This is a genomic window from Glaciecola sp. HA4-3 (genome assembly GCF_055693685.1).
The window spans coordinates 3328690-3342500 of record NZ_CM146340.1 but is presented as its reverse complement, the minus strand read 5'-3'; the positions used below and the strand labels follow the sequence as shown (position 1 = coordinate 3342500).

Here is a 13811-nt window from a genome sequence, read left to right as displayed (position 1 = left end):
GATGTATTAGGGTTGTATGGTTAAGTGACTAAGCGTATACGGTGGATGCCTAGGCAGTTAGAGGCGATGAAGGACGTGTAAGTCTGCGAAAAGCGTTGGGAAGCTGACAAAACGCGTTATACCCAACGATGTCCGAATGGGGGAACCCAGCCCTTAGGGGTTATCTATATCTGAATACATAGGGTATAGAAGCAAACGCAGGGAACTGAAACATCTAAGTACCTGTAGGAAGAGAAATCAATTGAGATTTCCCTAGTAGCGGCGAGCGAACGGGAAACAGCCGAATCAGCATGATGTAGTGGAATGAGTTGGGAAGCTCAACGATACAGGGTGATAGTCCCGTACACGAAGTGTCATGTTGGTCATATTAAGTAGGTCGGGACACGTGTTATCTTGACTGAAGATGGGGGGACCATCCTCCAAGGCTAAATACTCCTAACTGACCGATAGTGAACCAGTACCGTGAGGGAAAGGCGAAAAGAACCCCTGTGAGGGGAGTGAAATAGAACCTGAAACCGTATACGTACAAGCAGTGGGAGCAGACTTGTTCTGTGACTGCGTACCTTTTGTATAATGGGTCAGCGACTTATATTTAGTAGCAAGGTTAACCGATTAGGGGAGCCGTAGCGAAAGCGAGTGTTAACTGCGCGTTTAGTTGCTAGGTATAGACCCGAAACCCGGTGATCTAGCCATGGGCAGGTTGAAGGTTGAGTAACATCAACTGGAGGACCGAACCGACTAACGTTGAAAAGTTAGCGGATGACTTGTGGCTGGGGGTGAAAGGCCAATCAAACCGGGAGATAGCTGGTTCTCCCCGAAATCTATTTAGGTAGAGCCTCGGACGAACACCATTGGGGGTAGAGCACTGTTAAGGCTAGGGGGTCATCCCGACTTACCAACCCTTTGCAAACTCCGAATACCGATGAGTGCTATCCGGGAGACACACGGCGGGTGCTAACGTCCGTCGTGGAGAGGGAAACAACCCAGACCGCCAGCTAAGGTCCCAAAATATTGCTAAGTGGGAAACGATGTGGGAAGGCTAAGACAGCTAGGAGGTTGGCTTAGAAGCAGCCACCCTTTAAAGAAAGCGTAATAGCTCACTAGTCGAGTCGGCCTGCGCGGAAGATGTAACGGGGCTAAGCAATATACCGAAGCTGCGGCATTATCTTAGGATAATGGGTAGGGGAGCGTTGTGTAAGTGGATGAAGGTGAACTGAGAGGTTTGCTGGACATATCACAAGTGCGAATGCTGACATGAGTAACGATAATGGGGGTGAAAAACCCCCACGCCGGAAGACCAAGGTTTCCTGTCCCATGCTAATCAGGGCAGGGTAAGTCGGCCCCTAAGGCGAGGCGGAAACGCGTAGTCGATGGGAAACAGATTAATATTTCTGTACTTATATAGTGAGTGATGGAGAGACGGAGAAGGCTAGGCTGGCATGGCGTTGGTAGTCCATGTGAAAGTGCGTAGGGCGTTTGATTAGGTAAATCCGGTCGAACATTAAACCTGAGACACGAGACGAGCTCCTACGGGAGTGAAGCAGTTGATGCCCGGCTTCCAGGAAAATCTTCTAAGCGTATTGCTATATGAACCGTACCCCAAACCAACACAGGTGGTCAGGTAGAGAATACTAAGGCGCTTGAGAGAACTCGGGTGAAGGAACTCGGCAAAATTGTACCGTAACTTCGGGAGAAGGTACGCCCCTGTCTGTGATTGGACTTGCTCCATAAGCGGCTGGGGGTCGCAGTGACCAGGTGGCTGGGACTGTTTATTAAAAACACAGCACTGTGCTAAATCGAAAGATGACGTATACGGTGTGACACCTGCCCGGTGCCGGAAGGTTAATTGATGGGGTTAGCGTAAGCGAAGCTCTTGATCGAAGCCCCGGTAAACGGCGGCCGTAACTATAACGGTCCTAAGGTAGCGAAATTCCTTGTCGGGTAAGTTCCGACCTGCACGAATGGTGTAACCATGGCCACGCTGTCTCCACCCGAGACTCAGTGAAATTGAAATTGCTGTGAAGATGCAGTGTACCCGCACCTAGACGGAAAGACCCCGTGAACCTTTACTACAGCTTGGCACTGAACATTGACCCTACATGTGTAGGATAGGTGGGAGGCTATGAAGCATCGTCGCTAGATGGTGTGGAGCTGCCCTTGAAATACCACCCTTGTATGTTTGATGTTCTAACATTGGTCCCTTATCGGGATTGTGGACAGTGTCTGGTGGGTAGTTTGACTGGGGCGGTCTCCTCCCAAAGTGTAACGGAGGAGCACGAAGGTTGGCTAATCCTAGTCGGACATCAGGAGGTTAGTGCAATGGCATAAGCCAGCTTAACTGCGAGACAGACACGTCGAGCAGGTACGAAAGTAGGTCATAGTGATCCGGTGGTTCTGTATGGAAGGGCCATCGCTCAACGGATAAAAGGTACTCCGGGGATAACAGGCTGATACCGCCCAAGAGTTCATATCGACGGCGGTGTTTGGCACCTCGATGTCGGCTCATCACATCCTGGGGCTGAAGTCGGTCCCAAGGGTATGGCTGTTCGCCATTTAAAGTGGTACGCGAGCTGGGTTTAGAACGTCGTGAGACAGTTCGGTCCCTATCTGGTGTGGGCGTTGGATGATTGATGGGAGCTGCTCCTAGTACGAGAGGACCGGAGTGGACGAACCGCTGGTGTTCGGGTTGTTTTGCCAAAGGCATTGCCCGGTAGCTACGTTCGGAACGGATAACCGCTGAAAGCATCTAAGCGGGAAGCCGGCCCAAAGATGAGTCATCCCTAGAGATTTAATCTCTTTGAAGGGTTGTTGGAGACGACGACGTTGATAGGCAGGGTGTGGAAGCGTTGTAAGGCGTTAAGCTAACCTGTACTAATTGCCCGTAAGGCTTAACCATACAACACCTAATGCATTTAGTGTGTGGTGTGTGACAAGTAGACTAATGTGTGAGAAAGAGTAGCGACTCTGGTTGAATATTGAATGTTTATTAGCTTTTTTGAATTGACCTTTTTGTCTGGCGACAATAGCGATACGGTCCCACCTGACTCCATCTCGAACTCAGTAGTGAAACGTATTAGCGGCGATGGTAGTGTGGGGATTCCCCATGCGAGAGTAGCACATCGCCAGACTTCCCATACTAACCCGTAGCACTCGCTGCGGGTTTTTTGGTTTTTGGATTGTACAAAAACCTGCCTGACTAGTTTAGACCCTGACTAGTTTAGACAATCCATAGCAAAAGATGTATTCTCATTGTCCTTTTTCCATAAGTGTTAATGAATTGGCTTCTTTACAAAAATATTCTGATAAACAAATAAGTTTTGATGATTACACGCTAAACGTTAATAGCAAAACTCTTTTATATAAAAAACAACGTACAGTCCTGTCTGATGAATTGTGCCTGTTATTTGTGCTACTTACACTTGTGCCAAATAAGGTAGTGAACAAAACAAAGCTTATTGAAACAATATGGCAAGGCCAATCTGGAACTCAGGAGAACTTACGGGCGCTAGTTAAACAAGCTCGGGACTTATTAGGCGACAATGCCAAAGCGCCCAGCTATATTAAAACAGTTCCAAAGCAAGGTTATTTGTTTTTAAAAGACGTGTTAGTAAGTGAGTCTAAGAGCAAATCAACAAGAAAGCAAAGAACGACAAATGCTTCATCTCCATTGACTAATAAGAGCATCAAAGGTAATGAGCGTAAACCTAGAAACGACAAAAGTACTACAACACAGAAACAAACCGATAGCCCGACACGAGCTAATGCCGAATCAACACAAATAAATACAGAAACAACATCAAATAGTGATGGTAAAAAGGAAAATTCTGTAAAGGATTCTACGCTAAATACACAAGAACGTTTTAAAGCCATTTATAGCAAATGGAAAAAATACCCTGCGGTAGGTATACCTGTTTTAGTCTTATTTTTCTTTGCACTACTTGTTCTTAATAACCAGACACCACTTCAAAATAGTGTTGAGCAGTCACTTTTAAGCGAACGACAAAGTAGAGTAAACAAGCAAGAAGTACTCGTGTTTGACGGCTACAAAATCCCTTTGATTAATGAATTGGGTATATACAGTTTTTGGTCTCCACAAGCAACATTACCAAGTATTGTGAGCGATAACGCCGATAAAAGCATCGACTCGGTAGTTTTTTCATCAGAAGGTAACGATGATAGTAGTTATCAAGAGTTTGTTTTTCCGTCTGCCATGCTGTCTACCCCATTCATCAGCAATTCACATAAAGCCGTTTTATTTCAAGGAGCACAATCGTCGAATGTTTCGGTTGTATCACTTAACGATTTAAATAAAGCTGATCAAAATACTATTTTTGATGTCACTCACTACTTAGATATCATACCTAAGAACCATAAAATTGTAGGCTTCGACGGGGCACAAAAGATTCTGTATCTTTTGTCTGAAAACAATAATTTATCAGAATTTACCTTGAGTACCAAAACGGCTACTAAGGTAAATATAGATTTCTTAGAATCGGCTTCGATAGTGTCGATATGGCCTTCCCCTAAACCAAATAGTGGTAGTGTTTTAGTAACAAATGAAGGTACATATAAGTTATACGACACCTTACGACCAAATGAGCCCCTTGAGATAGATTCTGCGATAGTGTCAGGTATCTGGGATAAAAATGCTGGCGTTTTTACGTTTACAAGCAAAAATGGCAAGCTTTTCTCATATCAGCGTGATGGTCGTAAGGTCAAAGCATGGAGGCAAACTAAGGGTGAATTTAGTAAAATTATAAGTCGTTGTGGCAGCGATTGTTTTTACGTTGGTACCGGGGCTAACAGTCGTTCATTTACAAGTTTATCGAATCCATTGCATAGCAAGGATGTTACATCATTGAAGGCCCATACAAGAGCCTTAGATGGAATTGAATTTTATAAAAAGATAAACCTACACAAATCTATTTACTTACAAAATCTGAATGGCAGGCAACAGCTTTACAGTATTGATGGTTCGCAAGATTCACTGATGTATATATTTGGTAAAGAGCAAGACATTCAAAACATCACGTTAAGTGAAAGTGGAAAGTTAGTAGTGGGGCTTGATAATCAGAGACCATTTTTACTGAATTTGCTGACGCAAGAATTCAAGTACCTAGATTTACAACATGCTAAGGTCAGTGCATTTCATGTATCAAGTCAAGAATTTCTATACTACTTTGCTAATAGCCTAAATACCGAGGATGGTATCTACCGATATAATATTCGGACCGGAAGAACACGATTAGAATACTTGGGTATGCAAGCGGTAAAGGTTGAAACTTTATCAAGGAATGTTGATAGTGTATTGCAAGAAACTAAAATGAAAGTGTTTATTGATAAGGGCTTTCAATTATTCATTCAGCAAGATACGAAAGAACCCGTGTTACAAGCGACGCTTACTGAAGAATCTAAGTATTTGTGGGACATAACGTCTGACGGACATCTGTATTATATTCACAAAGATGAAGTTGATGCTCAACTACGTTTAGTTAAAGTAAATCTTTTAAATTTAGACACGATTGAATACATCTTACCTTTTAAAGATGTGAGTGGGAGTCTAATGCTAAGTGATGACGGACGTTTTATTACTATCTCGACTCCTGTTGTGTCACAAAAGAAGATAACTAAGATTCAAGGTCTTTCTGCAACTTTTTAGTATATTACAACTTCTAATACATTAGTGATTGAACAAGGTGTTTTAATGAAACTCTCGAGACTTTGTTTGAAGTGTATCTAGCAAATGGCTTAAGTCCGTCATTTTACCTGCAATAATATGCACTACATCTCCATCACCTCGTTCAAGGATGCCTCTGACATGTAATATTTTAGCGTGTAAGTAAGCATTTTTTTGAGCCCGCGCACTTGCTTGCCAAATGACGATGTTACTATTGCCAGTATGATCTTCTAAAGTAATAAAGGTAACACCAGCAGCGGTACCTGGACTTTGCTTACATGCTACAACTCCAACAACCGAGACCAAAGACTGGTGTGCAATAGTGTGTAATTGGTTTGCCATCACAAATTTAGGTAAAAGCTTTGCGTGATAAAGCAACTCAACTGGATGGTGTTTAATACTTAAACCTGTACTGGCATAATCTTCGACTAAATCATCAAATAGATTTGGCTGTTTAATATATGTTTGCTGTGATGCTTGAACAGCATTTTGTATATAAGGCTGTTGTCGTTGGTTTTTTAGCAAAGGCAAACTATCACTATCGTCCATCAGTTGCCATCGGGTCTTGTATCGATTTTTGCCAAAACACGCAAATGCATTCGCACTAGCCAAGGCTTCCAAACAACTATTAGGAATATCTGCACGACGTAAATCACTAAGCTCTTTGAGTCCAGACTGATTTCGAATAGAGATAATTTTTTCACATGAGCTTGCTTTTAATCCTTTGATTATTCTAAAGCCTAATCTTATACCATACTCCATGTTAAGAGTATGTTTGTGCTTACTTACATTTACGAGCTTGTGATCATAATCAGATAAAAGGACACAACAAGGCAGTACATCTACGTTGTGACGTTTTGCATCTTGAATAATTTGAGATGGCGTATAAAACCCCATAGGTAGACTGTTTAGTAAGCCAATATAAAAAATACTTGGGTAATAATACTTTAACCAAGCTGAGACATAAGCAAGCACAGCAAAAGAAGCAGAGTGTGATTCTGGGAAACCGTAGCCACTAAAGCCGCAGATTTGCTCAAATAGTGTAAATGCATACTCTTGGGTATAGCCTCTAGCTGTCATTCCATCGACTAGTTGTTTCCTAAACTTATGTAAATGTCCATTTTTCTTCCAACTCGCCATTGCTCTTCTTAGTTGGTCAGCTTCGCCACCAGTAAATCCCGCAGCTACCATTGCTAACTTGATCACTTGTTCTTGAAATATTGGTACGCCTAGTGTGCGCTCAAGGACATTTTTGATTTCATCAGACGGATAATCATAGTCTTCTTTACCTTCGCGGCGTCGTAAAAAAGGATGTACCATTTCTCCTAATATTGGATCAGGTCTAACTATGGCAATCTGTAACACTAAGTCATAGTAGCAAGCAGGTTTCAATCTTGGCAGCATTGACATTTGCGCGCGAGATTCAATTTGAAATACTCCGACGGTATCTGCCTTGCTAATTTGTTGAAAAACCTGTGGGTCATCGCCTAGACGGGTAATAAATGCAATAGAACAGTTTTGTTGATAATGTTCTTTTAGTAAATCAAAGCTTTTACGAATAGCTGTTAACATACCAAGTGCTAGAACATCTACTTTTAGAAGTTGTAGGCTCTCTAAGTCGTCTTTGTCCCACTGTATAACCGTGCGTTCCTCCATTGCCGCGTTTTCGATTGGTACAAGTTCATACAGTGGGCCAGCAGAAATTACGAAACCACCTACATGCTGAGAAAGATGACGTGGGAATCCAATGAGCTGCTCAACTAAATGGACAAACTTATTACCTAAGGAAGATGCTGGGTCAATACCTAAATCACCTAGTTGTGACTGCCATGTTAATGCTCGATCGCGGCGATTAATATTTTTGATGAAAAATTCAATATCGGTCACATTGATGCCTAAGCTTTTGCCTATTTCGCGTAGTGCACTTTTAAAACGATAACATACAACAGTGGCGGCTAATGCAGTTCTTTCACGGCCATATCTACGATAAATATATTGGATGATTTCTTCTCGGCGTTCATGCTCAAAATCTACATCAATATCAGGTGGTTCGTTTCGCTCTTTGGAAATAAAGCGTTCAAATAATACGTCGACTTGCCTAGGATCAACAGACGTGATTTCTAAGCAATAACATACTACAGAGTTGGCCGCAGAGCCCCGCCCTTGGTATAAGATATTGCGACTTTGTGCAAACTTGACAATATCATGAATGGTTAAAAAGAAATGCTCATAAGCTTGTTCATGTATCAATACCAGCTCTTTTTCGATAGTTTGCCTGATATCCTTAGGTACACCCTCGGCAAAACGCTTTTTTATGCCTTGCTCAACTAGTTCTCGTAAATATTCTGCGGGTGTCATATTAGGCGCAACAACTTCGCTAGGATATTCATACGCTAATTCGCTCATGCAAAATGTACATGCGGTAGATAAAAGGTAAGCATTATTAAGCCAATGGACATCATATAAGCGACGTAGTTTTTTAATAGGTCGCAAGCATGCTTCAGTATTGTGTAGAGTGTCTCTACCTAGTTCACTCACGCTACAATGCGAAGCGATGGCATGCAGACATTGCTGCAATTCACCTCGCGACGTGTCATGCATCAAAGCACATGAACTTGCGACAATACTAATGTCAAAATCGTGGGCTAATTTCTGGCAATAGTAAATATCATCTTGTTCATTCGCTTTAAGCCATCTTTTGATCACTAAGAATAATCTGTCTTTAAAGTGTTTTTGTAACCATAAAGCAAAGTTATGATCGTCTTGTTGTACGCGACTTGGTTGCCATAAACAAAAACAGTGTTTAATGGTTTTTAAGTCCCATTCATTCAAGCTGTATTGTCCTTTATTTGCACGTCTTCGTGCATTGGTAATGACGCGGCAACATTCTTGATAAGCGGCTTTAGTCGGGCATAATAAAACCAGGGTGTGACCTTGATACACAAATTGTGTACCGACAATAAGTTTAATCGGCAAGTGATGTTGTTTGATTTCGGTATAGGCCCTGACAACGCCTGCCATTGAGCATTCGTCAGTGATCGCGATTGCTTTGTAACCTAAAAAATAAGCTTGTCTGACAAGCTCTTCTGGGTGAGATGCCCCTTTTAAGAATGAAAAATTTGATTGGCAGATTAATTCTGCATAACCCAATAAAGCAGTATCAGATGAAATAGCCATGCACAAACCATTCTTGTTCAGGTGTTTTGTAGATCCACAACTGTTGCCCTTCCGGATTTTGCCCAATATAGTAATCGCGATTGATCATGTGCTCATCCCACCAACCGGTTTGTATGCGTTCAGGCCCTTTTAATAAGGTAATTTTACTGGCTAGCTTTTGGGGAGGATTTATTAATAATCCGGGACGATCGGCAAAAATACTGTTTGTATCTGCCTTATTAGTAGCGGTATTAGACAAAATATTAATATATTCAGTGCAGCGTTCAGGTCTAAAGTCAGCAACGTATGATAAGCGTTTAACACTGCGTTCACCTAACTTACTTTGTAATCTAGACAATAAAGTCAGTGCTTCTACATGTGTCGACTTTTGTGCAAACATATCTTCATTTGCAATTTGCGCTATCTCATACTCTTGGCAGTGTAAACTAATACCATAAACTGCAGATGCAAATTGGGTAGATGCTAATTGCAGCTCGATAATATCAAGCCACGCTTGGCGCTGATAAATAGGCCTGATGCTAGCAAACTTCAGAATAAGTTTATCGTGTTCTCGTTGATGAAAGTCAATATTTATCCTTAAACACAAAGCGTTGCGAACGGATAAGAAAGACTCAAGCTTATCCAAGCATTTAACGAGTACGGGAATAATTTTGTCGGTAGTTGCGATATCATAAAGTAGCTCTAGATAGTCATGATACTCTGCTTTAGGATGGTAAAATTCGACACAAGCAGCGGCTTTACCTTTAAGTTCATTAATGACTCTCATGCTACCACGTGATACTCGGTTGGCTATTTCAGCGTCGGGTATTGTTAATAGGTCGGCATATCGTTTCAGCCCTATGCGTGATAGCTTATTCAAATCTTTATCATCAATATCCGTTAGCGATAATGAACACATGTTTAGTGATTCATTAATAAGGTGCTTATCATTGCTGATAAGTTGTTTTTTACTCAGGGCTAATACTTTAGCGGCTTGTATTGAGTATGCGCAGCTAGCGACATAATTTATTTGATGGTTACGTAAAGACTGTGCGAGAACTTGCCAGTAATTTTCAAGACCTTCATACAGTACTAGCATGTTTTGTGCGCGTAGAATAATTGCATTAGGCGGGTTTAATACAATATCTGAAGTTAATAAATATAAATCGTTCGCTATTCGTTTAATTGCATTTTCTTCTATTTCGCTTTGATATTCGTGCAAAGACAGTTCGCTGCAACTTAGGCTAGCACTGGCTAAGCCCATTCCTTTTTTGATACCTTGGTTTATTGCTAGCTGATTAACTTGGCATAAGCGATTTTGTTGAGTATCGACAATGGCAATTGGCAATACTTGCTTACCACTATGATCAGCATTGAGTAAATCAAGCTGTAATTGAGGGAAGTGGAGGTAAATCCATAAAGAACGAGTATCAAATTGCATGAATTACCTACTAGCATGCAAATGAACAATATTATTACTTTGTAGAGGCAAATCAGTTTTACCTAAACGAGTACGACTAACAAAAGGCAAAGGCACTTTGACTGCTTTTTGAGCCCAACCCACTTGTTGCTTATTGACTGTTATTGTTAATTGGTCATCTTGCCGTTGAACGTTCAACGATAGACTTAACGGTAAGTTACTTAAGGTATGTTGCTGGTCTAGTTGATACCACACACCATAACAAGCTCCTTGTACACAAGCATGTTGTAACTTTCGAACGTGTAGATGTTTTAAGTGCTTATGCCACATATATATCGAATGACATGCACCACTTTTAGCGCATTGTTCAGCACTCCATAAAGCATCATCAATTGATTTAGGATATAGCACAATAAGTTGATCTAGCTTAATTCCATGTGCAAGTAAGAATTCAGCATTTAATGCATAAGGAGGGTTAATAAAAACAAACAGTCGATGATCGGTATGAGCGCTGTTTTGCGCGTTTAATGCCTGATGCTGCTGTTCAAAAATTTTCAACATTAGACGAAGCTCACCGCAGCCTAAGACACTATTTAGGTGAATCATTCCTGATGAAGGAAATCCGCCTTGTAGCACCTTATCTAAGCTGTCAAAACCGGTGATTAATTTAGGTTTTGTTTGCGTATTTTTAGAGTGCGCGGCATTCCATACCCATTGTTTATTATGTAGCTCATGTAAAATAGGATTCATGCTGTTTGTCCTGTTTCATTAAACAAAACGTGTGTGCCAAAAGGCAAATTATGCTTTATTTATACTGTATGTTTATACAGTATAAATATTTAGTTAAAAGGCGCAAGTTAAGAATGCGGATTTATAGTGTAAATCTGATAAGGCATTGTTAAAAAAGCAAAAAATGATCGACACTGAATACTCAGATACGAGAATTCGTTTTTTTATTTATTTTTAAGGTAGACTAAATAACAAGATATTAGCGGTTTGTATATACAGGCAAATCAACGCATAGCTATCACGACTAAAGTAAGAGGGAGCCCAATGAAGCAAAAGCTTTATCAATTTTTCAGTATATGTATATTATTAAACGTATCTATTATTGCTCATGCAGCAGTGATTGATAAATCAGCCATATTGGTACTTGAAGATATTCCGACAAATACATCTTTAGGGCTTTCGCAAAGCGATTTCAGTGAGCAAGCTAAGCATAATTTAGTCGCTTACCTTATGGATTCCCATGATACAAGCCGTGAGCTGGTATTGTTTGATCAGGCTCGCCAATGGCAATTACTTAGTGAGCTTGAAGGAGAAGCTAAAGCAGGGTTGCATGCTATGACCTTGGTGTTAAGTACCGACCGCTTTACAAAAGGAAGCCTAACGCTTGAAGGCGTAGAATCACCTATGTTGTTTATCAATGGCGAAACAATAAAGGGTACAGATGCGACTTTCAAACTGTCATTGGTCAATGGCGATCATCAATTAATTGTATTGGCACAAGAGATTACAAGCTGGGCAGACCTTAAGTGGTCTTTTGAATCAAACGATGACAATGCGACTGTATCATTTGAGGCAGAAAAGTCGCTACATAGGCTTAGTGCAAAGCAACTATACGATAGCCAAACTCTAAGCGGCTTGAGCTTATCGCCTGATGGCGAGCATATGGTATGGACTAAGCGCCACTATACTCAAGCAACAGGTGATACTCCCATATCAGTGACTGAACTATTAAGTACGGATAATCAAAAAGTTGTTTATAGATGGCAAGGTAATAACCCTTCTAATATTACCTGGAGTCCAGATGACAACAATGTTTTATACACGTCAGGTTCTAAAATATATCAGCTAAACCGCGATACTCTTGCACTAAAGACTATTGCAAAAGACATCTCAGGCGCCAGTAATTTCAGATGGTTAAATAATAATACCGTTATTTTTACGTGGCTTAAAAGTAATGAACCGCATGATGGTAAAGCCAAACGTTACTTTGCTTTAGAAGACAGATGGTCGTATTGGCGCAACAATACTCAAGTGTATCAGCTTGATGTAAATACCGGATTAGTTGGTCAAATTACTCAAGATGATGTTTCATCACAATTGATGGATATAGACAATGAGTATTCACGTATTTTAGTTACTCGTACAATATCAAACTACGCACAAGCCCCTCATTTTACTACCCAGTTAATTGAGATTGACATTCGCAGTGGTGAGCAGACACTTATTACTGATACAGATGGAGGGATTGGTGCTGCACTATATACACAAAATGGCATTTACATTGTTTCAGGGCCTAACTTTAACGACGGTGTTGGTCGTATAAATAAAGAGAGTCAGTTTGCAAATGACTATGATGGACAGCTCTATTTATTTAATCGCAAGACTAGTGAAATTGCTCCGTTATCACGTCAGTTTACGCCATCAATTAGTAGCCTTACCTCTTTAAACAAAGGTCAGTTATTAGTATCTGCAATTGACCAAGATCGCGTGCAACTTTTTGTCTTTGATAACAAAAAGGGGAGATTTGAAAGACTTAATACACGTATTGAAGTTGTTGATGGTTTTGCTGTATCTGAGCAAAAGAATCCAAGTATCGTGTTTAGTGGCACCACGGCAGTTAGTCCCCAAAAAGTCTATTTAAAGCAGGGTAGAAAAAGTCCTAAGCTATTAGTAGATACCGCGCAAACTCAATATGAAAATGTCCAGTTAAGTGAAATACAAGACTGGGATTTTACTAACAAACATAACGAGATTATTGATGGACGTATTTATTTACCCCCCAATTTTGATAGTGCCAAAAAGTACCCTGCGATAGTATATTATTATGGTGGTACCTTGCCTGTTACACGCGCCTTTACCGGAAGGTGGCCATTTAGTTTATGGGCTGCAAAAGGCTATGTTGTTTATGTTATGCAACCAGCAGGTACTATTGGCTACGGACAAGATTTTTCTGCAAAGCATGTGAATGCGTGGGGGCTACAGACCGCTGATGACATTATTGCTAGTACAAAAGCATTTTTAGAAGCACATCAATTTGTTGATTCTAGTAAAGTTGCCAACATGGGGGCTTCTTATGGTGGCTTTATGACAATGTATTTAGCCACCAAGACAGATTTGTTTGCAGCGTCAGTATCGCATGCCGGTATTAGCAATCTTGCTGAGTATTGGGGCCATGGCTGGTGGGGCTATTTATATTCAGGTGTGGCAACAACAGATAAATTTCCTTGGAATGCAACGCAGTTTTATACCGAGCAAAGTCCTTTGTTCCAAGCTGATGATGTAGTGACTCCCTTATTGCTACTGCACGGTGATTCCGATACTAATGTACCTGTGAGTCAAAGCCATCAAATGTATACGGCGCTTAAGATTTTAGGGAAGGATGTCGAGTTTGTTGAGTTTATTGGTGAAGACCATACGATTAACACTCGTGAAGCTCGGTTACATTGGTGGGACACAATTTTGGCTTACATGGATTATAAGTTAAAAGGTGAACCACTATGGTGGGAAACCCTCTACCCAGAACCATAAAAAAAGGCGCTATTTAAGCGC

General features: G+C 41.0%; 5 protein-coding genes and 2 rRNA genes. 4 read left to right on the top strand and 3 right to left on the bottom strand.

The window, feature by feature from the left end; genetic code table 11:
• The first annotated feature begins 18 nt into the window (after positions 1-18).
• The 3 genes from ACZ1G6_RS15905 (at position 19) to ACZ1G6_RS15895 (ending at position 5659) form a co-directional block, all read left to right on the top strand.
• A 23S ribosomal RNA gene (locus ACZ1G6_RS15905) occupies positions 19-2896 on the top strand.
• A gap of 116 nt (positions 2897-3012) precedes the next feature.
• Positions 3013-3128 (top strand): 5S ribosomal RNA (gene rrf, locus ACZ1G6_RS15900).
• Positions 3129-3277: 149 nt separating this feature from the next.
• Positions 3278-5659, top strand: a complete 2382-nt coding sequence (locus ACZ1G6_RS15895) for a winged helix-turn-helix domain-containing protein (RefSeq protein WP_472617186.1) — start codon at positions 3278-3280, stop codon at positions 5657-5659.
• Positions 5660-5701: 42 nt separating this feature from the next.
• Here ACZ1G6_RS15895 and ACZ1G6_RS15890 read toward each other — a convergent pair whose 3' ends face one another.
• Genes ACZ1G6_RS15890 through ACZ1G6_RS15880 form a run of 3 tightly spaced genes read right to left on the bottom strand, consistent with a single transcriptional unit; the run spans position 5702 to position 11003 of the window.
• Positions 5702-8854 carry an error-prone DNA polymerase gene (locus ACZ1G6_RS15890; RefSeq protein WP_472617185.1) on the bottom strand — a complete coding sequence of 1051 codons (3153 nt, stop codon included), beginning with the start codon at positions 8852-8854 and terminating at the stop codon, positions 5702-5704.
• Positions 8838-10274 carry a Y-family DNA polymerase gene (locus ACZ1G6_RS15885; protein WP_472617184.1) on the bottom strand — a complete coding sequence of 479 codons (1437 nt, stop codon included), beginning with the start codon at positions 10272-10274 and terminating at the stop codon, positions 8838-8840. Before ACZ1G6_RS15885 ends, ACZ1G6_RS15890 begins: the two co-directional genes overlap by 17 nt.
• 3 nt (positions 10275-10277) lie before the next feature.
• A complete protein-coding gene (locus ACZ1G6_RS15880; protein WP_472617183.1) occupies positions 10278-11003 on the bottom strand; it encodes a translesion DNA synthesis-associated protein ImuA in 726 nt (241 codons plus the stop codon).
• 303 nt (positions 11004-11306) lie between these two features.
• On the opposite strand from ACZ1G6_RS15880, the gene ACZ1G6_RS15875 reads away from it, so the two are divergent.
• Positions 11307-13790 (top strand): S9 family peptidase, encoded by a 2484-nt coding sequence (locus tag ACZ1G6_RS15875; protein ID WP_472617182.1) that lies wholly within the window; start codon positions 11307-11309, stop codon positions 13788-13790.
• Positions 13791-13811: the final 21 nt, after the last annotated feature.